Raw genomic sequence first — 25,512 nt, forward strand, 5'->3', positions numbered from 1 at the left:
ATATCAGTCTCGCCTTCTTCAACGTTTTTTCAGCCACTCAGCAATGAAATCTGCCACGTTTTCCGGGCTGTTCAGATCCAGAACGGGTAGCGCCAGATCCAGTTTCTGATCGCTGGCCACCGCGATAACATGCTCATCAAGCAGTTCACCGACGCCTCCTTTAATCCCGGCGCGCCAGAGCACAATTTTAGGCACGGGTTCATCTTTGAAGCCTTCGACCAGCACAATCTCCAGCACAGAGGGATCCATGCGGCTCAGCAGATAAGGCAGATTAACAGAGGGCTCTTCCGGCGTCTCACACATCAATGCCCACCGCTGCGCGCTTGCTACGATGACCTGACGGGCTCCCGCCTTTCTGAGCAGATAGCTATCTTTGCCGGGTGTATCAATATCCATCTGATGATGGGTATGCTTAATCAGCCCGGCGCGAATCCCTTTACTGGCCAGCAGGGGGATCACCTGCTGTAGCAGCGTCGTTTTTCCGGTTCCGCTCCAGCCTGTAATAGCAAGAAGGGGTAATGCCATCTCAGCGTCTCTCCTTCAGATCCTCAGGTGTATTGATATTGCGGAAAGCCGACTCATCATCATCCAGCTGAACAGCATGACCGCCATGGTCGCGCAGGAAGTGCATAAGGCGCCGTTCACCCGCCTCCAGATACGCCTGAAGCGGTGCCGCCAGTTTCCGGTGAACCAGGGCCAGCGTCGGGTGGTCGCGCGACGCCGAACGAACCCAGACCGCCGGTGCTGCTCCGCGCTGTCCGGCCAGCTTTTCAACAAAGTTAAGCGGAATGGCTGGCGTATCGCAGGAACAGAACGCTGCCCATTCATCATCAATAGCGCGCAATGCACTATAGATGCCAGCCAGCGGGCCAGGATAATCCCCGACGAGATCCTGAATCACCCGACACCCGCTTAACTGATAGCGATCAATATTACGATTCGCATTAATCATGACAATGTTGACCTGTGGCCTGAACCGTTCAAGAACATGCTCATAAAGCGGCCTGCCATTGAGTTGCACTAATCCCTTGTCCTGACCACCCATACGGCGGCCCTGACCACCGGCCAGAATGATGCCGGTTACTGTCGTCATGCGTCTGCCCTCGCTGATAAGTCGTTGTGAAAGGAGAAAACGAAATGAAATGTCATCGTTTAAATGAACTGCTTGCGCTGCTGCAACCCGCCTGGCAAAAAGAGCCAGACCTCAATCTGGTCACATTTTTGCAGAAACTGGCTCAGGAATCTGGTTTCCGTGGCCCGTTAAGTGAATTAACGGACGATGTATTAATTTACCATCTCAAAATGCGTGACTCCGCCCGCGATGATGCGATTCCGGGCCTGAAAAAAGATTATGAAGTTGATTTCAAAACCGCCCTGCTGCGCGCACGGGGGGTCATTAAATCGGACGAGTAATGTTATCCTTGGCAGCTAAATGCAAGGGCAACTACAGGTAACATCATGAGCGACGCTGCTTTTAACTTCCAGACTCTGAATCCTGACGTGCTGCTGGATGCGCTGTGGGAGACCGGGATCCGCGTCGAATCAGGCCTGACAGCCCTGAACAGTTATGAAAACAGGGTTTACCAGTTCAGCGATGATGAAAAACGCCGCTACGTCGCAAAGTTTTACCGTCCGCAGCGCTGGCGTGCGGAACAGATCGCGGAAGAGCATCAGTTTGCGCATGACCTGCTGGCTGACGAAGTGCCGGTTGCCGCGCCGCTACGATTGCAGGGCGAGTCATTGCACAGTCACGCGGGCTTCTTTTTTGCTGTCTTTCCCAGTCTCGGCGGGCGGCAGTATGAGACAGACAACGAAGATCAGATGGAGTGGGTTGGCCGTTTTCTGGGGCGCATTCATCAGACCGGGCGTAAAGCCCTTTTCAGCCATCGGCCAGCTATAGGGCTGGAAGAATATCTGCATGAACCCCGGCAGGTGCTGGAGCGCGCTCTGCTCGTTCCTGAATCGCTCAAAGCCCCCCTGCTACAGGCTGTCGATAAGCTGGGAAACACGCTGCAGCAACAGTGGCACACTGCGTGGCAGCCGCTACGATTACATGGGGACTGCCATCCGGGTAATATCCTGTGGCGTGACGGGCCGTTATTCGTCGATCTGGATGACGCTCGTAACGGCCCCGCTGTGCAGGATCTCTGGATGCTGGTTAACGGCGACCGGCAGGAACAGCGTATTCAGTGGGATATCCTGCTGGAGGCGTACAGCGAATTCAGTGACTTCGATATTAATGAATTGTCACTGATTGAGCCTTTACGCGCCATGCGCATGGTTTATTATCTGGCCTGGGTTGTCCGACGCTGGGAGGATCCCGCTTTTCCGCGCGCGTTTCCCTGGATGACAGATGAAGATTTCTGGCGCAGGCAGATTTCACTCTTTACCGAGCAGGAGAAGCTGTTGCAGGAACCTCCTCTGCAGCTGACACCGCAATATTAATGACGTAGTCAGGAGATTTTTTCACGATGAAGAAAATTTGGTTTGCACTGATGGGTTTAGTGCTGGCATTCAGCGCGTCTGCTGCCCAGTTCACTGAAGGTAAACAATATGTGAATCTGCAGAAGCCGGTAGCTGGCGAACCTCAGGTGATGGAGTTCTTCTCCTTCTTCTGCCCGCACTGCTATCAGTTTGAACGCATTTATCACGTCAATGACGCGGTGAAAAAGAATCTGCCTGCTGACGTTAAACTGGTGAAATACCATGTTGATTTCCTTGGCGGCGATCTGGGTCCGGTCGTAACTCAGGCCTGGGCTGTCGCGATGGCGCTGGGCGTGGAAGATAAAGTCACGGCACCTATTTTCGATGGCATCCAGAAAACCCAGACCATTACCGATCCTGCCAGCCTGAAAGCGACCTTTGTCCAGGCGGCAGGTATCTCTGCTGCGGATTATGATGCGGCCTGGAACAGCTTTGCGGTTAAAGCCCTGGTAGCGCAGCAGCAGAAAGCCGCTGCGGATGTGGATCTTCGCGGTGTGCCTGCCATGTTCGTCAACGGCAAATACATGGTGAACAACGGCGGTCTGGATACCAGCTCTATGGATAATTTCGTCGCGGACTATGCGAACGTGGTTAAATTCCTTGTAAGCCAGAAGTAATCGGCTTCACCCTTCCATTAAACGCCAGCGCTGCTGGCGTTTTTTTTGGCTTTTGAACATCCGTCTGCTTTTTGTCCATCTCCAGGGCATAAATTTAATATCCACACAAGGGATCGCGCTATTAAAAATAGCGATCGGGTCACGGAAATAAAATAAACAATTGAAATTATTGATTTTTATTTGATACTGAATTGTACGGAGCCCTGAAAAACAGACCGTTATAATTTTTACGCACAAAGTTATCCACAGAACGATCGTTGCGATCCGGCTTCCGGAAGCATGAAAAAAACCTGGCGCGGTACGCCTTAGTTCACCATTTCTGCCAGGTTGTGGCATCCTTATAACCCAACTCATCGCAACGAAGACGACACAGACTTATGGCGCAAATTGCAGAAAATCCCCTGATTCTGGTTGATGGCTCATCCTATCTTTATCGCGCGTATCACGCGTTTCCGCCGCTGACCAATAGTGCAGGTGAACCCACTGGCGCCATGTACGGCGTGCTCAACATGCTGAAAAGCCTGCTGGCGCAATATAATCCGAGTCACGTTGCTGTGGTGTTCGATGCCAAAGGCAAAACCTTCCGGGACGAGCTGTTTGAGCATTACAAATCTCACCGTCCCCCGATGCCTGACGATCTGCGTGCGCAGATCGAGCCGCTCCATGAGATGGTGCGGGCGATGGGGCTGCCGCTGCTGGCGGTGAGCGGCGTTGAGGCTGATGATGTAATCGGTACGCTGGCGCTGGAAGCGGAGAAAAAAGGTCTCCCGGTGCTGATCAGTACGGGCGACAAAGATATGGCCCAGCTGGTCACGCCAGGCATTACGCTGATCAACACCATGACAAACACCATTCTCGGGCCGGAAGAGGTAGAGAACAAATATGGTGTTCCCCCTGCGCTGATCATCGATTTCCTCGCCATGATGGGCGACAGCTCGGACAACATTCCCGGTGTACCGGGCGTGGGTGAGAAAACCGCGCAGGCGCTGCTGCAGGGGCTGGGCAGCATGAAGACGATCTATGACAATCTGGATAAGGTTGCCGCTCTCTCGTTCCGTGGTGCGAAAACCATGGCGACGAAACTCGAACAGAATCGCGATGTGGCCTTTCTCTCCTACCAGCTGGCGACCATTAAGACCGATGTTGAGCTGGAGCAGCCGTGCGAGGCGCTCACGGTCACTGAACCGGATGTGGAGGCACTGCAGGCTCTGTTCAGCCGTTATGAGTTTAAACGCTGGCTGAGCGATCTGCAGGAGGGCAAATGGCTGCAGGGCAAAAAGAGCAACACCCAGGCGCAGAAAGCCCTGGCCGATGAGCCAGCCCCTGCGGTCGAAACCCGCAGCGTTCTCTCATCAGAAGGATATGTCACTATCCTGGACCAGGCGCTGTTTGAAACCTGGCTGGAGAAGCTGAAAAACAGCGACGTCTTTGCCTTTGACCTGGAAACCGATGCGCTGGACACCCTGAGCGCCAGCATCGTTGGCATCAGTTTCGCCATTGCCCCCGGGGAAGCCGCCTATCTGCCGGTTGCCCATGACTATCTCGATGCGCCTGATCAACTGGATCGCGCGGCCGTGCTGGCGCAGCTTAAACCTCTGCTGGAAGATGACAGCGTCTGGAAAGTGGGTCAGAACCTGAAGTATGACCGTGGCGTGCTGAAGAACTACGACATCGAACTGGCGGGCATCAGATTCGACACCATGCTTGAGTCCTACATTCTGAACAGCGTGGTGGGCAAGCATGATATGGACAGCCTGGCCGCACGCTGGCTTCACCACAAGACGATCACCTTCCAGGAGATCGCCGGCAAAGGCAAAAATCAGCTGACCTTCAACCAGATTGCACTGGAACAGGCTTCGCACTATGCGGCTGAAGATGCCGATGTCACCCTGCAGCTGCATCTGAAGATGTGGCCAGAGCTGGAGAAAGAAGCGGGGCCGAAGAACGTTTTCGAGCAGATCGAGATGCCGCTGCTGACCGTGATCTCCCGGATAGAGCGTAATGGCGTATTGATCGATCAGGGCATACTGGCGCAACACTCGAAAGAGCTGACGGCACGCCTGGCAGAACTGGAGTTAAAAGCGCATGAGCTGGCGGGCGAACCCTTCAATCTCTCCTCCACCAAACAGCTCCAGGTGATCCTGTTTGAAAAACAGGGCATCAAACCGACTAAGAAAACCCCGGGTGGTGCGCCTTCCACCAGTGAAGAGGTGCTGGCTGAGCTGGCACTCGATTATCCGCTGCCAAAAGTGATCCTGGAGCATCGCGGTTTATCCAAGCTGAAATCGACCTATACGGATAAGTTGCCGCAGATGATCAACCCGATAAGCGGGCGCGTGCACACTTCGTATCATCAGGCCGTGACCGCGACCGGGCGTCTCTCTTCAGCCGATCCAAACCTGCAGAACATTCCGGTTCGCAATGATGAAGGGCGGCGGATTCGTCAGGCCTTTGTGGCGGCGAAAGGTTATCGCATCGTGGCTGCGGACTATTCGCAGATCGAACTGCGTATTATGGCGCACCTTTCCCAGGACAAAGGGTTACTGGACGCGTTTGCTCAGGGCGAAGATATTCACCGCGCCACAGCATCGGAAGTGTTCGGGGTGCCGCTGGAGAAGGTCAGCGGTGAACAGCGTCGCAGTGCCAAGGCGATCAACTTTGGTCTGATCTATGGGATGAGCGCCTTTGGCCTGTCACGTCAGCTGAATATCGGGGCGGGCGAAGCGAAGAAGTATATGGATCTCTACTTCGAACGTTATCCTGGCGTACTGCGCTATATGGAGAACACCCGTCAGCTGGCGGCGAGTAAAGGCTATGTCGAAACACTGGAAGGCCGCCGGCTCTGGCTGCCCGATATTAAATCGGGCAACGCCATTCGCCGTAAAGCCGCCGAACGTGCCGCGATCAATGCGCCGATGCAGGGAACGGCAGCAGATATCATCAAACGGGCAATGATTGCTGTTGATGCGTGGCTTGAGCAGCAAAACGATGACACCGTCAGAATGATCATGCAGGTTCATGATGAACTGGTCTTCGAGGTCAAAGCGGAAGCGGTTGAAGAGGCCAGCCAGAAAATCCAGGCGCTAATGGAAGGCAGCGTGCGGCTCGACGTGCCGCTGCTGGTGGAAGTCGGCGTGGGCGATAACTGGGACGAAGCCCACTGATTGCCTGCTGCGGGTCGGTTCAGATGAGAGGGATCGACCCGGACTCAGGTATAAGAAAATCGTTGGGTTAACCGGTTTAGCTGAGCGAAGGCTGGTATGACACACAAGTGGTTTTCTAACTGCCTATCGGCTAAACATTTTTCTCGTCATTTAACTACATCGCAACGCTAATTCTGTGACGAGCATGGTAAAAAAAGTCCTTTTTGATGTAAGTAAGCAACAAAAAAGCCTTTGTCACGCACAGAAAATCAGGTAAAGTTCGTCGCGTAGGGTACAGAGGTAAGATGTTCTATCTTTCAGACCTTTTACTTCACGTAATCGGATTTGGCTGAATTTAGCCGCCCCAGTCATTCTGTGACTGGGGCGTTTTTTATTGGGCTTTTCACCGCGTCGCTTCAGCAGCGCGGGGCAGTGCCTTACTCTTCGGCGTCCTGATCCTCATAAGCCGGTTCAAGCGTGTTAAACCAGCTGTCCAGCTTCTGACGCACTTTATCCACGCCAATTTTCTTCAGCGATGAGAAGAGCTCGACCTGTACATCTCCGGCAAAGCCGAGCGCCGCTTCACGCACAACATTCAGCTGGGCTTTACGGGCACCCGAGGCGAGTTTATCGGCTTTGGTGAGCAGCACCAGTACCGGTATGCCGCTTTCCACTGACCACTGAATCATCTGGCGGTCGAGATCCTTGAGTGGGTGGCGGATATCCATCAGCACGACCAGTCCTTTCAGTGCCTGACGTTTTTGCAGGTATTCCCCTAGCGCACGTTGCCACTTCAGCTTCATCTCTTCCGGGACTTCGGCATAGCCGTAGCCAGGCAGGTCGACCAGACGCTTGCCCTCTTTGACTTCAAACAGGTTAATCAGCTGCGTACGTCCCGGCGTTTTACTGGTACGCGCCAGACCTTTCTGATTGGTTAACGTATTCAGCGCACTCGATTTTCCCGCGTTTGAGCGGCCAGCGAAAGCCACTTCAATTCCGGTATCGGCAGGCAGATGACGGATATCCGGCGCGCTCATGACAAAGTGGGTAACGTGATAATTCAGTTCAGACAAGGTGACACTCCAAAAAACGCATTAAGGCAATGCCGGCGATTATACGCGTTATGGCGCGAAAGTGCTCAATCACATCTCTTTAACAAACTGTGTAAGATATTTGCCATAGCTGCTGCGGGTTATTTCGCTTTTTACTTTAATTACTTAAAATAAAAAAAGATAAAATTCAATTGATTACATATTTTCGTTTCTTTTTTGAACGAACTATTTTCGATGGCGACTTGAGGGTTTTACCAGTTGGTCTACATTAGTGTGCAGTGCACGGCAGCACCCATCAGGAAGATGCCTCAGGGATGTCAGGATGGCAATGAGCGAGGGAATGGAAGCGGTCAGAGGAGAGGACCGGACAGGGATAAGGAATAGCTCAGGAGTTGAGCAGGCGCGGGATTGACCGGGATGTTACGAGCCAAAAAGGATTTAAAACATGATTCCTTCTTATGAAGGTATGAAATAAGGCGACAGCTTGAGCTGTCGCCTTTTTTCTTTGTCTGGTTTCTGCTAGATTTCGCCGCAATTCTATACTGAATAAAAAAGCCGGGACCGAACACTATGAAGCAACCTGCACGAGCTGCGCACGGCAAACCTGCCGGCAAAGCCAAACGCAAATCGCGTGACGAAATCAACAACGAAGCGCGCGATCGCAAACGTGATAAAAAGCATCGCGGGCACGCATCTGGCAGCCGTGCGAATCCGGCAGCGCCTGCCAATAGCAGCGGGCGTCAGTCGGACAGCGCGAAAGACCCACGCATCGGGAGTAAAAAACCGGTCGCCCTGATTGCAGACGGAAAGACCACGGCCACTAAGCCAAAGAAAAGCGTCGAAAAGCCCGCCGCGAAAAAAGTACGTCTGACGCCTGAGGAAGAGCTGGCGAAGCTGGAAAATGATGAGCGTCTGGATGCGCTGCTGGATCGACTGGAAAATGGCGAAACGCTGTCAGCTGAAGATCAGGGCTGGCTGGATGCCTCGCTGGATCGCATCGATGAACTGATGGAGCAGCTGGGCATCGTGATGGATGATGACGAAGATGACAAGGCAGAAGAAGATATGTATCGCCTGCTGAAGGGCAATTAAGCCAATTTGATCGGCATGTGGTTCCCGCATGCCGCACATTTCAGGTAAACGACAATGTTTTGGCCTGGATCAATTTTCGCGCTGCTGGCGACATGTTATCTGCTGTGGTTATTGTTTAAACTACGACGCCTGTCGCGTCTGAAGCAACGTTTACGTCGGGTCTCATCCCGCTCACCTTTCATCCCTTCTTCTTCGCGACCTTCTCTCAGACGACGTCACCGGAAGGAGTGAGCATGCCATCGCTGCAGACTGACTGGGATCGGGCGCTAATTGAAAAGTACAATTACGCCGGTCCGCGCTACACCTCTTATCCCACAGCGCTGGAGTTCAGCGAACAGTTCGCGGAAGCCGATTTCCGGCGCGCCGTGGCACGCTATCCGGATCGCCCGCTGTCACTCTACGTCCATATTCCTTTCTGCCATCGTCTCTGCTACTTCTGTGGCTGCAACAAGCTTGTGACGCGTCAGCGCCATAAGGCTGACCGCTATCTGGATGTGCTTGAGCAGGAGATTATTCAGCGCGCGCCGCTGTTTCGTCAGCGTCAGGTTACGCAGCTTCACTGGGGCGGGGGGACGCCTACCTTTCTCGACAAAGCCCAGGTTTCGCGGCTGATGGTGCTGCTGAAACAGCACTTCACGCTGACCGACGAGGCTGAGATGTCGATCGAGGTCGATCCGCGGGAAATTGAGCTGGATATGATCGATCACCTGCGATCGCTGGGATTCAATCGTCTGAGCATGGGCGTGCAGGATTTCAATAAAGCGGTGCAGGAGCGCGTCAATCGGGTGCAGGACGAGGCGGTGATTTTCGGCCTGGTGGCGCGGGCCCGCGAACAGGGCTTCAGCTCCACCAGCATCGACCTGATCTATGGTCTGCCCCTGCAGACGCCCGCCAGCTTCGCTTGGACGCTGGAGCGGGTGCTGGCGCTGAGCCCGGATCGCCTGAGTGTGTTTAACTATGCGCATTTGCCTGCGATGTTCGCGGCGCAGCGCAAAATCAAAGAGGATGAGCTGCCCTCCGCTCAGCAGAAGCTGGATATTCTGCAGCAGACCATCGCGACCCTGACGCAGCAGGGTTACCAGTTTATCGGCATGGACCACTTTGCGAAGCCGCAGGATGAACTGGCTATTGCGCAGCGCAGCGGGCAGCTGCACCGTAATTTTCAGGGCTACACCACCCAGGGCGACAGCGATTTGCTGGGGCTGGGCGTCTCCGCCATCAGTATGATTGGCGACAGTTATGCCCAGAATCAGAAAGAGCTCAATACCTGGTATGATTGTGTGGAACGGCAGGGAAATGGCCTGTGGCGCGGTCTCACCTTAAGCGAGGATGATTGCCTGCGGCGTGATGTGATTAAAACGCTGATTTGTCACTTCTCGCTGGATTTTGCTGCCACAGAAGCGCAGTGGGGGATCGACTTCAGGGATTACTTTGCTGAGGATCTGGCGCTGCTGGAACCGCTGATTGCTGACGGGCTGGTGGAATGTACCGCAACAGGGCTGAAGGTGACGGGAATTGGCCGGTTACTGATTCGTAATATCTGCATGTGCTTTGATCGCTATCTGCGTCAGAAAGCGCGTCAGCAGCAGTTCTCCCGCGTGATCTGAAAAAACGGGCCGGCAATCCTGCCAGCCCGTCCTGAACCGCTTACTCCATGCCAAGCTCTTTCAGCTTGCGCGTCAGTGTGTTGCGTCCCCAGCCCAGTAAACGGGCTGCTTCCTGCTTGTGGCCCTGCGTATGGCGCAGGGCGGTGGTCAGCAGCGTACGCTCCATCTCCGGCTGCGCTTCCGACAGCAGATTCTGATGACCGGAACGCAGGGCGCGGTCGGCCCACTGCGCCAGCAGCGTGGCCCAGCTGTCCGGCAGTGACTGCACCGGATTCTCCGGCGTGCTCGATTCGAACAGCTCCCCGGGCAGATCCTGAATCAGCACTTCCTGACCGGCTGCCATTACCGTCAGCCAGCGACAGGTGTTCTCCAGCTGGCGCACGTTACCCGACCAGTGCAGCCGGGTTAAGGCCGTTTCCGTTTCCGGGTGCAGAATCTTCGCTTCCACACCCAGCTCACGGGCGGCGACCTGCAGGAAATAGCGCGCCAGACGCGGAATATCCTCACGACGCTCACGCAGAGGAGGCAGATGCACGCGAATCACGTTAAGGCGGTGGAACAGGTCTTCGCGGAACTTGCCTTCCTGCACGCGCAGTTCCAGGTTCTGGTGCGTCGCGGCGATAATACGCACATCCACTTTAACCGGCGCATAGCCCCCGACACGATAGAACTGGCCATCGGCCAGCACGCGCAGCAGGCGGGTCTGCACATCCAGCGGCATATCACCGATTTCATCCAGGAACAGCGTGCCGCCATCAGCCTGTTCAAAACGGCCCTGACGGATCTGATTCGCGCCGGTAAAGGCACCTTTCTCGTGACCAAACAGCTCAGATTCGATCAAATCTTTGGGGATCGCGGCCATATTCAGCGCGATAAACGGCGCTTTGGCGCGCGGGCTATGGCGATGCAGCGCATGCGCCACCAGCTCTTTACCGGTTCCCGACTCACCATTAATCAGAACGCTGATCGACGAGCGCGACAGCCGTCCGATAATGCGGAAGACATCCTGCATCGCCGGGGCCTCACCGATGATATCGGTCGTCGGTCCGCTGACCGGCTGATTGCGCGGCTGCTGCTGCTCCTGATAGTGGCTGATCGCACGCTCTACCAGCGCCACGGCTTCATCAATATCAAAAGGTTTAGGCAGATAATCAAACGCCCCCTGCTGATAGGCGCTGACGGCGGCATCGAGATCTGAATGCGCCGTCATAATGATGACCGGAAGCATCGGATGACGCTGTTTAATCTGTTTCAGCAGCGCCAGGCCATCCATGCCCGGCATGCGGATATCTGACAGTAAAACGTCCGGGGTTTTGGTTGAGAGGGCATCCAGCACCTCGCCTGCGCTGTCAAAGGTCGCACAGCTTAAACCGGCTCCAGTGAGCGCGCGTTCAAGCACCCAGCGGATGGAGCTATCGTCATCGACGATCCAGACTATCCCTCGTTGCATAGAAACCTCACTGGCGAATAGGCAGGTAAACCGAAAACTCGGTATGTCCTGGCCAACTGTTAAATTCTATTTTTCCTGAATGCTGATCAATCAGGCTACGGGCAATCGAGAGGCCTAAACCGGTTCCGCCTTCACGTCCGCTGACCATCGGATAGAACAGCGTATCCTGCAGCTGGGCCGGAATGCCGGGGCCATCATCTTCAATATCAATACGTGCCACCAGGCGATAACGGGTGCCGTGCAGCGTCAGCTGGAAAGCCGTACGGGTGCGGATAATAATCGTGCCGCCCTCATCACCCAGCGCCTGCAGGGCGTTGCGGACCACGTTAAGCAGCACCTGCTCGATCTGGTCGGGGTCGTGCGGCAGTTCGGGCAGGCTGGGATCATAATCCCGCACCAGCGAGACATTCTCCGGCAGCTCCATCGACACCAGATTGACCACGCGTTCGGCCACCTGATGAATGCTCTGGGTAATGTGCATACCTGGCTGCTGCGGCCCTAACAGACGATCAACCAGATTCCGCAGCCGGTCAGCCTGTTCAATAATCACTTTGGTATATTCGTTCAGCGAGGGATCGGGCAGGGCACGGGATAAGAGCTGTGCCGCGCCGCGCAATCCACCCAGCGGGTTTTTAATCTCATGGGCCAGGCCGCGAACCAGATCGCGGGCGGCCACCTGCTGGGCGTGCTGTAACTGCTCCTGACTGAGACGACGCTGATTATCCATCGGCGCCATTTCCATCAGAATTAAGCCGTCGGGTAACCGCTGGGCGGTCAGCGACATAATGTGCGCCCGCCCATCAACCACCAGCGTCACTTCACTGTCCGTAAAACCCTGGCCAGCCTCAAGACTCTCACGCATCACCTCAATATTCAGCGAGAAGTAGCCGGTCAGTTCCGGTAACGGCGTGCCGAACAGTTTGCGCGAGCTTTGCGCCAGTAGCTGCTGCGCGGCCGGGTTGGCGTAATGAATAACCAGATCGTTATCCACCAGCAGAATACTGTTGATCAACGCGTTGAGAATCTGCCCTGCATCGGGCAGAGAGCCAGTTGCCATACCACGTTCCTCTGCACTAAATAGGTGCATTTTACTCTTTAAGCCTGAAAGGGCGCGAATGAACGGTGAATTCGCGGAGAAAAAAGCCCATCCGAAGATGGGCTAAAAGTTTCCACGGCAACAAAAATGTCTGACCAGTTAAACGCTGTAGTAAAGCTCGAACTCAACCGGGTGTGGCGTCATGCGAACGCGGTCCATCTCTGTTTTACGCAGTTCGATGTAAGCGTCGATTGATTCGTCAGTGAACACACCGCCACGGGTCAGGAACTCGCGGTCTTCGTTCAGTGCATTCAGAGCTTCTTCCAGAGAGCCTGCAACTTTTGGAATCTCAGCTTCTTCTTCCGGTGGCAGGTCATACAGGTTCTTATCCATCGCATCGCCAGGATGGATCTTGTTGATGATGCCATCCAGGCCAGCCATCAGCAGCGCGGTGAACGCCAGGTATGGGTTAGCCGCTGGATCCGGGAAGCGCGCTTCGATACGGCGGGCTTTCGGGCTGGCAACAACCGGAATACGGATAGAGGCGGAACGGTTACGGGCTGAGTAAGCCAGCATGACCGGTGCTTCGTAACCCGGAACCAGACGCTTGTAGGAGTTGGTGGTCGGGTTCGCCAGGGCGTTGATCGCTTTAGCGTGTTTGATGATACCGCCGATGTAGAACAGTGCCATTTCAGACAGGCCGCCGTACTTATCGCCGGCAAACAGGTTCTGGCCGCCTTTAGAGAGCGACATGTGGCAGTGCATGCCTGAACCGTTGTCGCCAAACATAGGCTTCGGCATAAAGGTCGCGGTTTTGCCGTAAGCGTGCGCGACGTTGTGAACGACATATTTGTAGATCTGAATTTCGTCCGCTTTCTTGGTCATGGTGTTGAAGCGGGTTGCCACTTCGTTCTGACCTGCGGTTGCCACTTCGTGGTGATGCGCTTCAACGACCAGGCCCATCTGCTCCATGGTCAGACACATGGCAGAACGGATGTCCTGTGATGAGTCAACCGGTGGCACCGGGAAGTAACCGCCTTTCAGACCTGGACGGTGGCCTTTGTTACCGCCTTCGTACTCTTTACCGGTGTTCCATGCGGCTTCGATATCGTCGATAGCGACATGTGAACCGGAGGTTGATGAACCAAAACGGATATCATCAAACAGGAAGAATTCAGGTTCTGGTCCAAACAGCACGGTATCCGCGATGCCGGAAGAGCGCAGGAAATCTTCTGCACGCTTGGCGATGGAGCGCGGGTCGCGATCGTAGCCCTGCATGGTGCCTGGCTCAAGAATGTCACAACGGATGATCAGCGTAGAATCTTCGAAGAAAGGATCCATGACCGCGGTGGTCGCGTCAGGCATCAGCACCATGTCTGATTCGTTGATGCCTTTCCAGCCGCCGATAGAGGAACCATCGAACATTTTGCCTTCTTCGAAGAAGTCAGCGTTAACCTGGTGAGCAGGGATCGTAACGTGCTGTTCTTTACCTTTGGTATCGGTAAAACGCAGGTCAACAAACTTAACTTCATGCTCGTTCATCATCGAGAGAACGTGTTCAGCGGACATACTCAACTCTCCTGGAAATGGTCTTTCATTATCTACATGGCGAGGAAACGTCGTTTCCGGAAGGCGTGGCGGGAAACTGCTTCCTGCTCCACCTCTTCCGGCACGCTCTTCAACCGACATCTGACTGGCGTTTACGCTTAAACAGACTAAAGCGAATTCTGTGCCAACTTTTTTGATGTTGCTTAAATCGCCTTGTGCTGCACCTTTTTGTCATTAAGACGCTGCACCACGATGGTTTTAGTGCACCATGATGGTGCTGCTGAGTGCACTTTGAGCACCATTTTGGTGCGCAGGACCAACTTAGTGCATTTTCTGCACCGGGAACAGTGCGAATTTGCGCCAATGCAATAAACTTTCAGTGAAAAGTGTGATCGTGTTCAGTCTTCCGCTTAATCCGTGTACAATAGCGCGCTATTTCTAATGCCTGAGGCAAAGCTGTGATCGAAAATTTGCGTAACATCGCCATCATCGCGCACGTTGACCATGGAAAGACCACCCTGGTTGACAAACTGCTGCAACAATCCGGTACTTTTGATGCCCGTACCGAAGCAACCGAGCGTGTGATGGACTCCAATGATTTGGAGAAAGAGCGTGGGATTACCATCCTCGCAAAAAACACCGCCATTAAGTGGAATGACTACCGTATCAACATCGTTGATACCCCAGGACACGCCGACTTCGGTGGTGAAGTTGAGCGCGTTATGTCCATGGTGGACTCGGTGCTGCTGGTTGTAGATGCGATGGATGGCCCTATGCCGCAAACCCGCTTCGTGACCAAAAAAGCGTTCGCGCATGGTCTGAAGCCGATTGTGGTTATCAACAAAGTAGACCGCCCTGGCGCGCGTCCGGACTGGGTTGTGGATCAGGTCTTCGATCTGTTCGTTAACCTGGATGCGACCGATGAGCAGCTCGACTTCCCTATCATTTTCGCCTCTGCGCTGAATGGTATTGCGGGTCTGGAGCACACCGACATGGCTGACGATATGACCCCGCTGTATCAGGCGATCGTCGACCACGTTTCTCCGCCTCAGGTTGAGGTTGAAGCGCCACTGCAGATGCAAATCTCTCAGCTGGACTACAACAACTACCTGGGCGTGATCGGTATCGGCCGTATCAAACGCGGTAAAGTGAAGCCTAACCAGCAGGTCACTATCATCGATAGCGAAGGCAAAACCCGTAACGGTAAAGTCGGCAAAGTCCTGACTCACCTGGGTCTTGAGCGTATCGACAGCGATCTGGCCGAAGCGGGCGATATCATCGCGATTACCGGTCTGGGCGAGCTGAACATCTCTGACACTATCTGTGATCCACAGAACGTGCAGGCGCTGCCGGCACTGAGCGTCGATGAGCCAACCGTTACCATGTTCTTCAACGTCAACACCTCACCGTTCTGCGGTAAAGAAGGTAAGTACGTGACTTCACGTCAGATCCTTGAGCGTCTGAACAAAGAACTGGTTCACAACGTGGCACTGCGTGTTGAAGAAACCGAAGATGCTGACGCGTTCCGCGTATCAGGTCGTGGTGAGCTTCACCTCTCTGTTCTGATCGAAAACATGCGTCGTGAAGGTTTCGAGCTGGCGGTATCCCGTCCGAAAGTCATCTTCCGTGAGTTCGAAGGCCGTAAGCAGGAGCCATTCGAAAACGTTACGCTGGATATCGAAGAGACGCATCAGGGTTCCGTTATGCAAGCCATGGGCGAGCGTAAAGGCGACCTGAAAAACATGGATCCGGATGGCAAAGGCCGCGTACGTCTTGACTACGTGATCCCAAGCCGTGGTCTGATTGGCTTCCGTAACGAATTCATGACCATGACTTCCGGTACCGGTCTGCTCTATTCGACCTTCAGCCACTACGATGACATCCGTCAGGGCGAAGTCGGCCAGCGTCAGAACGGCGTACTGATCTCTAACGGTCAGGGTAAAGCTGTTGCGTTCGCCCTGTTCGGTCTGCAGGATCGCGGTAAGCTGTTCCTGGGTCACGGTGCAGAAGTCTATGAAGGCCAGATCATCGGTATTCACAGCCGTTCTAACGACCTGACCGTTAACTGTCTGACCGGTAAGAAGCTGACCAACATGCGTGCTTCCGGTACGGATGAAGCCACGACCCTGGTTCCACCGCAGAAAATGACGCTGGAACAGGCTATCGAGTTCATCGATGATGACGAACTGGTAGAAGTGACGCCGCTGTCAGTGCGTATCCGTAAACGTCATCTGACAGAAAACGACCGTAAACGTGCTTCGCGTGGTTCTAAAGACGCATAATTGCGCCTTTAACTGAGAAAAGCTCCGCCATGCGGGGCTTTTTTTTTGCCTGAAGCCCCGCTTTTTTCAGCCGGACCCCGCCCGGCTCATCTGTACTCCCGCACGTTTTGCTCGCCTTCCGGCGTTTACGCTTTTCTCTCCGCGGATGCCTGTTCAGCCTGCACTTTTGCCGCTAGAGTGAATAGTCCAGGGAACCGAGGGAGAGACACCATGCTGTATATCTTTGATTTAGGCAATGTGATTATCGATATCGACTTTAACCGCGTGCTGGGTGTCTGGAGTGATCTGAGTCGTGTGCCGCTGGCGTCGCTGCAAAGCCATTTCCGGATGGATGAGGCATTTGAACAGCATGAGCGCGGCGAGATCAGCGATGAAGATTTCGCACTGGCGCTGTGTGAAAAACTGGAGATCGCGCTGAGCTATGAGCAGTTCGCTGCGGGCTGGCAGGCGGTGTTCGTGGATGTGCGTCCGGAAACCCTGGCGCTGATGAACCGGCTGCGGCTGGAGGGCCATCGGGTGGTGATCCTCTCAAACACCAACCGACTGCATTGTGAATTCTGGCCAACGCAGTACCCGGATGTGCAGCAGGCCGCTGACAGGCTCTATCTGTCGCAGGATCTGGGCATGCGTAAACCGGAAGCCCGGATTTACCAGCACGTTCTGGCGGCGGAAGGGGTGACGGCCGATCAGGCGGTCTTCTTTGATGATAATCCCGACAATATAGAGGCGGCCCGCGCCCTGGGAATTGAAAGTGTACTGGTGACTGACAGTTCGACAGTCCCCAACTGGTTTGCAGGTTAACAGTTACTCATGATGTCACATAAATTTCATCCCGGGCTGCATGCCTTCTGGCTGTGGCTCCGGCTGTTGTGGAAACGCATTGATGAAGACGGTATGACGACCCAGGCGGGTAATCTGGCGTATGTCTCACTGCTGGCGCTGGTGCCGCTGATCGCGGTGGTGTTTGCCCTGTTTGCCGCGTTTCCGGTCTTCTCCGATATCAGCGTGCAGCTGAAGCAGTTCGTCTTTAACAACTTAATGCCCGCCGCAGGCAACACGCTGCAGCGTTATCTGGAGCAGTTTGTTGCTAACGTAAACCGGATGACGGCGGTCGGGGCGATCGGCCTGATCGTGACCGCCCTGCTGTTGATGCATTCGGTCGATACTGCGTTAAACACCATCTGGCGTAGCGACAAGAAGCGGCCGATGGTTTACTCCTTCGCGGTCTACTGGATGATCCTGACGCTGGGTCCGCTGCTGGCCGGTGCCAGCCTGGCGATCAGCTCTTATCTGCTGTCGCTGCGCTGGATTAACGCCACTGGCGTCACCAGCCTGGTCGATCAGATGCTGCGTATTTTTCCACTGCTGCTGTCGTGGTTCGCCTTCTGGCTGCTCTACAGCATCGTTCCGACCCAGCGTGTACCGCCGCGCGATGCGTTGATTGGTGCGCTGGTGGCGGGTGCGCTGTTTGAGCTGGGAAAAAAGGGCTTCGCGCTCTATGTTACGATGTTCCCCTCTTATCAGCTGATCTACGGTGTACTGGCCGTGATCCCGATTCTCTTTCTCTGGGTCTACTGGACCTGGTGTATTGTGTTGCTGGGTGCGGAGATAACTGTCACCTTAGCCGACTACCGGCAGCTGAAACAGCAGCAAAAAGAAGAACAACGCGAGGAAACATGATTGCATTGATTCAGCGCGTGCAGCGAGCCAGCGTCAGCGTCGACCAGCAGGTGGTTGGCGAAATTGGTGCCGGATTACTGGTTTTGCTGGGCGTGGAAAAAGGCGACGACAACGCGCGTGCGGAGCGTCTTGCAGAACGTGTACTGGGCTATCGCATCTTCAGTGACGAACAGGGCAAAATGAACCTGAGCCTCCGCCAGACGGGCGGAAGCGTGCTGGTGGTGTCGCAGTTCACACTGGCCGCAGACACGCAAAAAGGGATGCGCCCCTCTTTTTCAGGGGGAGCCGAGCCGGCTGAAGCGGAACGTCTGTATGAATACTTCAGCCACTGCTGTCGCCAGCAGGCCATCACCACGGCGAACGGTCGTTTTGCCGCGGATATGCAGGTTTCGCTGGTGAATGATGGTCCTGTAACGTTCTGGTTGCAGGTGTGAGATCGTCAGCTGAGCGGCAGGGATCAGGCCACGCAAGCTCCGAACGGGAGAAACATTACATGTATCACCTTCGTGTGCCACAGACGGCGGAAGAGCTGGATATCTATTATCAGTTCCGCTGGGAGATGTTGCGTAAACCTCTGCGCCAGCCGCCGGGGTCGGAACGTGACGCGTGGGATGCCCTGGCGCATCATCAGATGGTGGTTGATGAGCAGGGAAACCCGGTCGCCATTGGCCGTCTCTATATCAATGCCGACAACGAGGCCGCGATCCGCTTTATGGCCGTTCACCCCTCGGTGCAGGGCAAAGGCCTGGGTACGCTGGTGGCGATGACGCTGGAGTCGGTGGCGCGTCAGGAGGGGGTCAAGCGGGTCACCTGCAGTGCCCGTGAGGATGCCGTCGCCTTCTTCGCCAAACTGGGCTACATCAATCAGGGCGAGATCACCGCGCCGCAGACTACGCCGGTACGTCACTTCCTGATGATTAAACCGGTCGTCACCCTTGACGATATCCTGCATCGCGCCGACTGGTGCGGTCAGCTGCAACAGGCCTGGTACGATCACATCCCCCTCAGCGAGAAGATGGGGGTGCGCATCCTGCAGTTTACCGGGCAGAAATTTATCACCACCATGCCGGAAGCGGGCAACCAGAATCCCCATCATACCCTGTTCGCCGGGAGCCTCTTCTCACTGGCTACGCTGACCGGCTGGGGATTAATCTGGCTGCTGCTGCGCGAGCGTCACCTTGGCGGCACCATTATTCTGGCGGATGCGCACATCCGCTACAGCCAGCCCATCAGCGGACGGCCGGGCGCCATTGCCGACCTGGGCTCCTTAAGCGGCGATCTCGACCGGCTGGCGCGCGGACGTAAAGCGCGCGTGCAGCTTGAAGTCGAGCTGTTTGGAGATGATGAGCGTGGCGCGGTGTTTGAAGGGGTCTATATCGTTCTGCCTGCCGATCCCGACGGGCCGCTGGAGGAGGGCGGTTCCGGCGCACGAATCAACTGAGGTTCGGGGCCGCCATGCGGCCCCGATGGGATTATCGGACCTCGCCCGCCTGCATCGTCTGCTGCACCTGCTGACTGTCAGTTACCACAGATAACGTGCCATTAACCGATGGACGCAGCGGCTGACCGGCGGCGAGCGCCGCGCGCAGCTGCAGCTGCATATTGCTGTCACCGGATAACGGCAACGCCGGCCATCCCCAGTTCTGCAACACATTGACCGGCACGGCACGACCTGTCAGCTGCAGCGTCAGCGGCCGGGCAGGCTGCTGGCCCAGGGTGGCTGTGCCTTCCAGCAGGCCTTTATTGCTGAACGCACTCAGTTCCGTCACCTGAATCTGCTGCGCATCGGCACTCAGCGTAATCGACGGATGACGCAGATCGGTGCGGTTAAAGGTCGACTCGGCCGCATTCAGGCTGAGCTTACCTGACCAGATCCCCCACTGATGCTGCTGCGCCAGCCGCAGGTTTTCGCCGGTGCCATCCAGAGAGGTCAGCTGGAAAGGAAACGCCGGATTGATATCAATGATCAGGTTACGGTTCGAGGTGAAGCGCGTCACCTCGACACTCTCCAGCCAGGCGGGCAGCGTGGCCTGCCAGCGGTCGCGCCAGTCCTGTGGCAGGGTATATTCCAGCCCGGCCACCGCCAGGTTTTTCAGCGTCAGACGTTTGTCGCTGCGTGACCATTCACCGTCAGCCCGGATCACCCCATTCGCCCAGCGTGAACTGAACTGGGTCAGCGCCACACCCTGCGGGGAGAAATCCAGGTTGATAATGGGATCGTTGAGCTCAAATCCGCCGTTAATGAAGTTGCTGGCATTCAGCGCCAGCGAACCGTCGTTACTCTGCCAGTCATCGTTCTGCCAGTTCACGTTTCTCAGCGTCAGATCAAGATCCGTCACCGCCCAGTCCGGCCCCTGCAGGCGGGCATCGGTCAGGTCCAGCCGGGTAATGGCAAGGGAGGGCACCACCTGTAACTTATGCAGAAAATCTTTCAGGCTGCTGGCGGTCTGCAGACGAATGTCGTTCAGGCGCAGCTGATTCACCTTCCAGTTGCCCCGGGCATCGCGTTCACCGTTACCGGTCATGGAACCGCGCGCCAGGTCGGCCCCCATATTGTCGATGCGCATCCGGCCCTGGGAAACGCTGCCCTGGATCAGGACGTTTTCAGCCGGTACTTCATTCAGCGTCATGCTGCCCGCGCTCATCTGGAAGCGGGCATCGCGGCCCAGCATATCCAGGGCAACGGGTTTCCACGGCATGATGCCGCCATTCACCTGGCGGGCGAGCAGCGGCAGCGCGGTGTTGGGGCTGTCGACACGCATATTATTGAGTTGCAGGCGGTCGGCCTGAATCGGCAGTGCGCTGCCCTGCGTCAGATTGGCCAGATTCACCTCGCCATCGCGCAGTTCCAGGCTGCTGAAGTGCAGCGGATCGCTGAACTGGATCAGCGCCAGGCCGAGATCGACCCGTCTGGCGACCAGTACCGCAGGCTGCCCGTCGTGACCAAAGCTGAAGTCATCCAGAATGATGTGAGAGGGGGAAGAGAAATTGTGTTCAATTTTACTCAGGGAGAGATGCCATTCGGTTTTGTCGCTCACCCAACGGCTGAACCAGCCTGCACCCCAGTGTGTCTGCAGCAGAACATAGATCACCACCAGGGTGAACAGCAGCAGCAAAAGCAGGGTGAGGAAAAACTTTCCAAGAAATTTCATTGCATCCTTCCCGAGTTGAATCCGGTGAGAGGTTGTTATGCCTGAATTCCCGTTACAGCTCAACAGCCTGGATGTAAATCCGAATAATTAGCAGGCAGGCCGGAGCCTGCCCGTGGCCTTACTTCTCCTGCGGGAAAATCAGGTTGAGGACGATCGCGGTGATACCGCCCGCCGCAATACCGGAAGAGAGCAGGGTTTTCAGCCAGTCCGGCGCAAACTGCAGGATCAGCGGCTGCTGCGAAACGCCCAGGCCCACCGCCAGCGACAGGGCGATAATCATGATGGCGCGACGGTTAAGCGGCTCGCGTGACACGATGCGGACGCCCGACGCGGCAATGGTGCCGAACATCACGATGGTGGCACCGCCGAGCACCGGTTCAGGGATCAGCTGCACCAGACCGCTGACCGCCGGGAACAGCCCCAGTACAATCAGCATCAGCGCCACCACAAAGCCGACGTAGCGGCTGGCCACACCGGTCAGCTGAATCACCCCGTTGTTCTGGCCGAAGCAGGAGTTCGGGAAGGTATTGAACAGCGCGGAAACAAAAGAGTTAAGGCCATTCGCCAGCACGCCCCCTTTCAGGCGTTTCATATAGAGCGGGCCGCTGACCGGCTGCTCGGAGACATCGGACGTCGCGGTGATATCGCCGATGGTCTCCAGGGAGGTCACCATAAACACCAGCATCAGCGGGATAAGCAGATTCCAGTCAAAGCCCAGACCATAGTAGAGCGGGGCAGGCACCACAATCAGCGGCTGATCGGCCGGTAAGCCCGCAGCAGGCAGCATGCCCATCGCCCAGGCCAGCAGATAACCCACCGCCATCGCAATCACCAGCGAGGCCACGCGCAGGTAGGGATTTTTCTGCCGGTTAAGCAGCACAATCACCAGCAGCACGGCTCCCGCCAGCATCAGATTCTTTGGCGCGCCGAAGGTGTGGTCGCTGATGGCACTGAAGCCACCGCCAATCGAGGTCAGTCCTACCTGAATCAGCGACAGGCCGATAATCATCACCACGATACCGGAAACCAGCGGTGTAATAATCCGGCGCGCCAGATGCAGGACGCGCGACAACACCATTTCGGTACAGGAGGCGACCATCAGCGTGCCAAACAGGGCGGCCATCATGGCGGGAACGTCAGCCCCGCCATTTTTCAGCGCCATCCCGCCCATGATTAGCGGCGTGACGAAGTTAAAGCTGGTGCCCTGAATCGACAGCAGGCCCGATCCCACCGGTCCCCAGGTTTTGATTTGCAGCAGTGAGGCCACGCCCGAGGCAAACAGCGACATACTGATTACGTGGCGGGTATCCTCTGCAGGCAGGCCCAGCGCCTGACAAATCAGAATCGCAGGCGTAATGACCGCCACAAACATCGCCAGCAGGTGCTGACCGGCGGCAAACAGCGTCTGCGGCAGTGGTGGACGATCTTCAAGACGGTAAATCAGTTCGCTGTGCCTGGCGGAGGGCTGGTCTGATTGTGGAGTGATGGACATCTTCTGTTCTTCCCGAAAAAGTGTGTGGCGATTGTAATCATCCGCAGGCTAAAAGCAATCGTTTGCCCGTGAGGATAACAGGGCTCTATTAGCGGGATTTTATTCAGACGTTGGTGTAGCGGGTGTTCTCTGGCAGCCAGCGTTCAATCAGGGCGCTGGCCTGTTCGGGATAGTGTTGATGGATATGGCGCGCCACGCGCTGCACTTCCGGCACCATCGCCTGATCGCGCAGCAGGTCAGCGACTTTAAATTCGGCGTTTCCGGTCTGGCGCGTGCCCAGCAGCTCACCGGGGCCGCGGATCTCCAGATCGAACTGGGCAATGACAAAGCCGTCATTGCTGTCGCGCAGCACCTGCAGACGCTTCTGCGCCGTCTTGCTCAGGGGCGCTTTGTAGAGCAGCACGCAGTGAGAAGCCACGGCACCGCGGCCTACGCGTCCGCGCAGCTGATGCAGCTGTGCCAGCCCCAACCGCTCCGGGTTTTCGATGATCATCAGGCTGGCATTGGGCACATCCACGCCTACCTCAATAACGGTGGTCGCGACCAGAAGCTGTAGCTCATTGGCTTTGAACGCCTGCATGACGGCCTGTTTCTCTGCCGGTTTCATCCGGCCATGCACCAGCCCGATGTTCAGGCCGGGCAGCGCGGTTTTCAGCGATTCCCAGCTCGCCTCCGCCGCCTGGGCTTCCAGCAGGTCTGACTCTTCGATCAGGGTGCAGACCCAATAGGCCTGGCGTCCTTCGCGACAGGCGTGCTCAACCCGCGCCACGATCTCATCACGCCGGGAGTCCGGGATAGCCACCGTGGTCACCGGCGTACGTCCCGGCGGCAGCTCGTCGATGGTGGAGGTATCCAGGTCGGCATAGGCGGTCATCGCCAGGGTGCGCGGGATCGGCGTGGCGGTCATGATCAGCTGATGCGGATGAAAACCCTGCTCTTCGCCCTTTTCCCACAGCGCCAGTCGCTGGTGGACGCCAAACCGGTGCTGCTCATCAATAATAACCAGCGCCAGCCCGCTGAACCGGACCTGCTCCTGGAACAGCGCATGGGTGCCGACTACCATCGCCACCTGACCGCTGGCTATCGCCTCCTGCTGCGCCTGACGGGCTTTGCCTTTCTGTTTACCGGCCAGCCAGCCGACTTCAATACCCAGCGGCGCAAACCACTGACGGAAGTTGCTGGCGTGCTGTTCAGCCAGCAGCTCGGTCGGCGCCATCAGCGCGACCTGCCTGCCGTGCGCGATCACATTCAGCGCCGCGAGTGCGGCGACCAGAGTCTTACCGGAGCCGACATCGCCCTGCACCAGCCGCATCATCGGAAAATCGTTGGCCAGATCCTGTTCTATCTCCGTCACCACGCGCGCCTGGGCGCGGGTGGGTGAAAAGGGCAGCGCGGCCAGCAGCTGGTCGCTGAGAGTGTGCCGTGGTGGCATCGGCAGCGCATAGTAACGCTGCGCACCGGCGCGCACCGCCAGCATACTGAGGTTGTGCGCCAGCAGCTCTTCCAGAATCAACCGGCGCTGTGCCGGATGACGGCCACTCTCCAGCTCACTGAGCCTGAGATCGGGCGGTGGACGATGCAGCGTGCGGAGCGCATCAGGCAGGCTGATCAGCCCGCTGCTCAGCTCCTGCGGCAGCAGTTCGGCAATCGGGCAGCTCTCCAGCAGCGTCAGCGCCTGATCGGTGAGATTACGCAGCGTGGCCTGACGAATCCCTTCGGTGGTGGGATAGACCGGCGTCAGGGTCTCTTCCAGCGTCACATTGCTCTGTTCGCCCTGAATGCGGTATTCGGGGTGGATAATCTCCGCGCCACGCTGGCCGCGTTTAATTTCGCCATAGGCGGTGATGCGACGGCCTGGCGAGAGATTATTCTTCATGCCCGCGTTGAAATTGAAGAAGCGCATCGTCAGAACGCCGCTGCCATCGCTGATCTGACAGACCATCATCCGGCGGCGGCCAAAGGTGATGTCGGTGTGCAGCACCTCGCCCTCTACGGTGGCCCAGATGCCGGGCAGCAGATCGTCAATCGCATAGAGTTGGGTACGATCTTCGTAACGCAGCGGGAGGTGAAGCAGAAGGTCCTGAATGGTGTGCAGGCCAATCCTGGCCAGCTTTGCCGCCTGGCTGGCACCGACGCCAGTCAGGGTACTGAGCGGGATGGCATCCAGCAGACGGCCTTTCATCTTTGTTTACCGGTTGACTGCATGGTCGCCCACCAGCTGGGATCGGCGTCGATTTCCCCCTGCGCATTGATGCGCGGATAGGGTAAGCCTTTCTGTTTTGCGACTCTTGCCAGCACCGGGAAGCCGCCTTCAAACAGCAGGCGCTGCTGCTCTTCGTCATCCAGCAGGCTGTGGTCGCGCAGGTAGAGTCCTGCATTCTGCCGCTGCCGCTGAGCTTCATAGAGGATAAGCGCGCAGGCGACGGAGACATTCAGCGACTGCACCATGCCCACCATCGGAATCACGATTTGCCGATCGGCCAGCGCCAGGGCTTCTTCGGTGATACCGGTTTTTTCCTGACCCATCAGGATGCAGGTCGGCAGGGTATAGTCGATCTCGCGGAAATCTACGGCATCAGCGGAGAGATGGGTAGCTAACACCTGCATCTTCTGCTGACGGAGCTGATTAACGGCATCGCCGATAGTGGGGTGGGTAACGACCTTGACCCAGCTGTTGCTGCCAGCGGATGCAGAAGCCTGGGTGCGCATCCGCTCGCTGGGCCAGACCGCATGCACCTCATGGATGCCGACGGCATCGGCGGTGCGGATCACAGCGGAAACGTTATGCGGCTTATGCACCTTCTCCATACAGACCGTGAGATCGTGCTGGCGCAGGGCCAGCATCGTCTGTATCCGGGCAAAACGTTGATCGTTCAT

22 protein-coding genes are annotated in these 25,512 nt (G+C 56.4%); 12 read left to right on the forward strand and 10 right to left on the reverse strand.

Annotated elements, in window-relative coordinates; translation table 11 throughout:
- Positions 1 to 18: 18 nt before the first annotated feature.
- Positions 19 to 525 carry a molybdopterin-guanine dinucleotide biosynthesis protein MobB gene (mobB, locus tag ACNY69_RS19720; RefSeq protein WP_293770610.1) on the reverse strand — a complete coding sequence of 169 codons (507 nt, stop codon included), beginning with the start codon at positions 523 to 525 and terminating at the stop codon, positions 19 to 21.
- 1 nt (position 526) lies between these two features.
- Positions 527 to 1,093 (reverse strand): molybdenum cofactor guanylyltransferase MobA, encoded by a 567-nt coding sequence (gene mobA / locus ACNY69_RS19725; protein ID WP_293770608.1) that lies wholly within the window; start codon positions 1,091 to 1,093, stop codon positions 527 to 529.
- Between the two features lie 44 nt (positions 1,094 to 1,137).
- Between mobA and ACNY69_RS19730 the strand changes: the two genes are divergently transcribed.
- The 5 genes from ACNY69_RS19730 (at position 1,138) to spfP (ending at position 6,597) form a co-directional block, all read left to right on the forward strand.
- Complete coding sequence (locus ACNY69_RS19730) at positions 1,138 to 1,413, forward strand: YihD family protein (RefSeq protein ID WP_418799737.1); 276 nt, start codon at positions 1,138 to 1,140, stop codon at positions 1,411 to 1,413.
- Between the two features lie 45 nt (positions 1,414 to 1,458).
- Positions 1,459 to 2,445, forward strand: a complete 987-nt coding sequence (locus tag ACNY69_RS19735; RefSeq protein WP_367395940.1) for a serine/threonine protein kinase — start codon at positions 1,459 to 1,461, stop codon at positions 2,443 to 2,445.
- 26 nt (positions 2,446 to 2,471) lie between these two features.
- Complete coding sequence (gene dsbA, locus ACNY69_RS19740) at positions 2,472 to 3,101, forward strand: thiol:disulfide interchange protein DsbA (protein ID WP_293770604.1); 630 nt, start codon at positions 2,472 to 2,474, stop codon at positions 3,099 to 3,101.
- A gap of 377 nt (positions 3,102 to 3,478) precedes the next feature.
- The gene (gene polA / locus ACNY69_RS19745) at positions 3,479 to 6,265 is read left to right on the forward strand and encodes a DNA polymerase I (RefSeq protein WP_418799740.1); all 2,787 of its coding nucleotides are present in this window, start codon (positions 3,479 to 3,481) and stop codon (positions 6,263 to 6,265) included.
- A 284-nt stretch (positions 6,266 to 6,549) separates the two neighbouring features.
- Complete coding sequence (gene spfP / locus ACNY69_RS21685; RefSeq protein WP_071892919.1) at positions 6,550 to 6,597, forward strand: small protein SpfP; 48 nt, start codon at positions 6,550 to 6,552, stop codon at positions 6,595 to 6,597.
- An 84-nt stretch (positions 6,598 to 6,681) separates the two neighbouring features.
- On the opposite strand, the gene yihA is transcribed toward spfP, so the two are convergent.
- The gene (gene yihA / locus ACNY69_RS19750) at positions 6,682 to 7,317 is read right to left on the reverse strand and encodes a ribosome biogenesis GTP-binding protein YihA/YsxC (RefSeq protein ID WP_111141987.1); all 636 of its coding nucleotides are present in this window, start codon (positions 7,315 to 7,317) and stop codon (positions 6,682 to 6,684) included.
- Between the two features lie 549 nt (positions 7,318 to 7,866).
- Between yihA and yihI the strand changes: the two genes are divergently transcribed.
- Both yihI and hemN read left to right on the forward strand, forming a co-directional pair.
- On the forward strand, positions 7,867 to 8,388 hold the full coding sequence (gene yihI / locus ACNY69_RS19755) for a Der GTPase-activating protein YihI (RefSeq protein WP_111141988.1): 522 nt from the start codon (positions 7,867 to 7,869) through the stop codon (positions 8,386 to 8,388).
- 233 nt (positions 8,389 to 8,621) lie between these two features.
- Positions 8,622 to 9,995 (forward strand): oxygen-independent coproporphyrinogen III oxidase, encoded by a 1,374-nt coding sequence (hemN, locus tag ACNY69_RS19760; RefSeq protein ID WP_418799743.1) that lies wholly within the window; start codon positions 8,622 to 8,624, stop codon positions 9,993 to 9,995.
- A 40-nt stretch (positions 9,996 to 10,035) separates the two neighbouring features.
- On the opposite strand, the gene glnG is transcribed toward hemN, so the two are convergent.
- The 3 genes from glnG to glnA form a co-directional block, all read right to left on the reverse strand.
- The gene (gene glnG, locus ACNY69_RS19765; RefSeq protein ID WP_128085010.1) at positions 10,036 to 11,445 is read right to left on the reverse strand and encodes a nitrogen regulation protein NR(I); all 1,410 of its coding nucleotides are present in this window, start codon (positions 11,443 to 11,445) and stop codon (positions 10,036 to 10,038) included.
- Positions 11,446 to 11,452: 7 nt separating this feature from the next.
- On the reverse strand, positions 11,453 to 12,502 hold the full coding sequence (glnL, locus tag ACNY69_RS19770) for a nitrogen regulation protein NR(II) (protein ID WP_111142116.1): 1,050 nt from the start codon (positions 12,500 to 12,502) through the stop codon (positions 11,453 to 11,455).
- Positions 12,503 to 12,640: 138 nt separating this feature from the next.
- Positions 12,641 to 14,050, reverse strand: coding sequence for a glutamate--ammonia ligase (gene glnA, locus ACNY69_RS19775; protein WP_009088151.1), 1,410 nt, complete (start codon positions 14,048 to 14,050; stop codon positions 12,641 to 12,643).
- 437 nt (positions 14,051 to 14,487) lie between these two features.
- Between glnA and typA the strand changes: the two genes are divergently transcribed.
- The 5 genes from typA (at position 14,488) to fabY (ending at position 19,432) form a co-directional block, all read left to right on the forward strand.
- Entirely contained in the window at positions 14,488 to 16,311 is a 1,824-nt protein-coding gene (gene typA, locus ACNY69_RS19780; protein ID WP_111142115.1) for a ribosome-dependent GTPase TypA, read from the forward strand.
- A 210-nt stretch (positions 16,312 to 16,521) separates the two neighbouring features.
- The gene (yihX, locus tag ACNY69_RS19785; RefSeq protein WP_111142114.1) at positions 16,522 to 17,112 is read left to right on the forward strand and encodes a glucose-1-phosphatase; all 591 of its coding nucleotides are present in this window, start codon (positions 16,522 to 16,524) and stop codon (positions 17,110 to 17,112) included.
- A 9-nt stretch (positions 17,113 to 17,121) separates the two neighbouring features.
- Positions 17,122 to 17,991, forward strand: coding sequence for a virulence factor BrkB family protein (locus ACNY69_RS19790; RefSeq protein ID WP_111142113.1), 870 nt, complete (start codon positions 17,122 to 17,124; stop codon positions 17,989 to 17,991).
- The gene (dtd, locus tag ACNY69_RS19795; protein WP_111142112.1) at positions 17,988 to 18,425 is read left to right on the forward strand and encodes a D-aminoacyl-tRNA deacylase; all 438 of its coding nucleotides are present in this window, start codon (positions 17,988 to 17,990) and stop codon (positions 18,423 to 18,425) included. Before ACNY69_RS19790 ends, dtd begins: the two co-directional genes overlap by 4 nt.
- A 59-nt stretch (positions 18,426 to 18,484) precedes the next feature.
- Complete coding sequence (gene fabY, locus ACNY69_RS19800) at positions 18,485 to 19,432, forward strand: fatty acid biosynthesis protein FabY (protein WP_293770573.1); 948 nt, start codon at positions 18,485 to 18,487, stop codon at positions 19,430 to 19,432.
- Positions 19,433 to 19,463: 31 nt separating this feature from the next.
- On the opposite strand, the gene ACNY69_RS19805 is transcribed toward fabY, so the two are convergent.
- The 4 genes from ACNY69_RS19805 to trmH all read right to left on the reverse strand — a co-directional run bounded on the left by ACNY69_RS19805 (position 19,464) and on the right by trmH (position 25,512).
- Positions 19,464 to 21,143 (reverse strand): AsmA family protein, encoded by a 1,680-nt coding sequence (locus ACNY69_RS19805; RefSeq protein ID WP_367395937.1) that lies wholly within the window; start codon positions 21,141 to 21,143, stop codon positions 19,464 to 19,466.
- A 118-nt stretch (positions 21,144 to 21,261) separates the two neighbouring features.
- Positions 21,262 to 22,635, reverse strand: coding sequence for a nucleobase:cation symporter-2 family protein (locus ACNY69_RS19810; protein WP_293770567.1), 1,374 nt, complete (start codon positions 22,633 to 22,635; stop codon positions 21,262 to 21,264).
- A gap of 103 nt (positions 22,636 to 22,738) precedes the next feature.
- Complete coding sequence (gene recG, locus ACNY69_RS19815; RefSeq protein ID WP_418799749.1) at positions 22,739 to 24,817, reverse strand: ATP-dependent DNA helicase RecG; 2,079 nt, start codon at positions 24,815 to 24,817, stop codon at positions 22,739 to 22,741.
- Positions 24,814 to 25,512: a tRNA (guanosine(18)-2'-O)-methyltransferase TrmH gene (gene trmH / locus ACNY69_RS19820; RefSeq protein WP_293770563.1), complete on the reverse strand. Its 699-nt coding sequence runs from the start codon at positions 25,510 to 25,512 to the stop codon at positions 24,814 to 24,816. The genes recG and trmH overlap by 4 nt, the downstream gene beginning before the upstream one ends.

The organism is Pantoea graminicola, from assembly GCF_048452665.1.
Classification (GTDB): Bacteria; Pseudomonadota; Gammaproteobacteria; order Enterobacterales; family Enterobacteriaceae; genus Pantoea.

Bases quoted from the DNA above. Each gene is read 5' to 3' on its own strand.
- mobB (WP_293770610.1), bottom strand. From the start codon at position 525: ATGGCATTACCCCTTCTTGCTATTACAGGCTGGAGCGGAACCGGAAAA.
- mobA (WP_293770608.1), bottom strand. From the start codon at position 1,093: ATGACGACAGTAACCGGCATCATTCTGGCCGGTGGTCAGGGCCGCCGT.
- ACNY69_RS19730 (WP_418799737.1), top strand. From the start codon at position 1,138: ATGAAATGTCATCGTTTAAATGAACTGCTTGCGCTGCTGCAACCCGCC.
- ACNY69_RS19735 (WP_367395940.1), top strand. From the start codon at position 1,459: ATGAGCGACGCTGCTTTTAACTTCCAGACTCTGAATCCTGACGTGCTG.
- dsbA (WP_293770604.1), top strand. From the start codon at position 2,472: ATGAAGAAAATTTGGTTTGCACTGATGGGTTTAGTGCTGGCATTCAGC.
- polA (WP_418799740.1), top strand. From the start codon at position 3,479: ATGGCGCAAATTGCAGAAAATCCCCTGATTCTGGTTGATGGCTCATCC.
- yihI (WP_111141988.1), top strand. From the start codon at position 7,867: ATGAAGCAACCTGCACGAGCTGCGCACGGCAAACCTGCCGGCAAAGCC.
- hemN (WP_418799743.1), top strand. From the start codon at position 8,622: ATGCCATCGCTGCAGACTGACTGGGATCGGGCGCTAATTGAAAAGTAC.
- glnG (WP_128085010.1), bottom strand. From the start codon at position 11,445: ATGCAACGAGGGATAGTCTGGATCGTCGATGACGATAGCTCCATCCGC.
- glnL (WP_111142116.1), bottom strand. From the start codon at position 12,502: ATGGCAACTGGCTCTCTGCCCGATGCAGGGCAGATTCTCAACGCGTTG.
- glnA (WP_009088151.1), bottom strand. From the start codon at position 14,050: ATGTCCGCTGAACACGTTCTCTCGATGATGAACGAGCATGAAGTTAAG.
- yihX (WP_111142114.1), top strand. From the start codon at position 16,522: ATGCTGTATATCTTTGATTTAGGCAATGTGATTATCGATATCGACTTT.
- ACNY69_RS19790 (WP_111142113.1), top strand. From the start codon at position 17,122: ATGATGTCACATAAATTTCATCCCGGGCTGCATGCCTTCTGGCTGTGG.
- dtd (WP_111142112.1), top strand. From the start codon at position 17,988: ATGATTGCATTGATTCAGCGCGTGCAGCGAGCCAGCGTCAGCGTCGAC.
- fabY (WP_293770573.1), top strand. From the start codon at position 18,485: ATGTATCACCTTCGTGTGCCACAGACGGCGGAAGAGCTGGATATCTAT.
- ACNY69_RS19805 (WP_367395937.1), bottom strand. From the start codon at position 21,143: ATGAAATTTCTTGGAAAGTTTTTCCTCACCCTGCTTTTGCTGCTGCTG.
- ACNY69_RS19810 (WP_293770567.1), bottom strand. From the start codon at position 22,635: ATGTCCATCACTCCACAATCAGACCAGCCCTCCGCCAGGCACAGCGAA.
- recG (WP_418799749.1), bottom strand. From the start codon at position 24,817: ATGAAAGGCCGTCTGCTGGATGCCATCCCGCTCAGTACCCTGACTGGC.
- trmH (WP_293770563.1), bottom strand. From the start codon at position 25,512: ATGAACGATCAACGTTTTGCCCGGATACAGACGATGCTGGCCCTGCGC.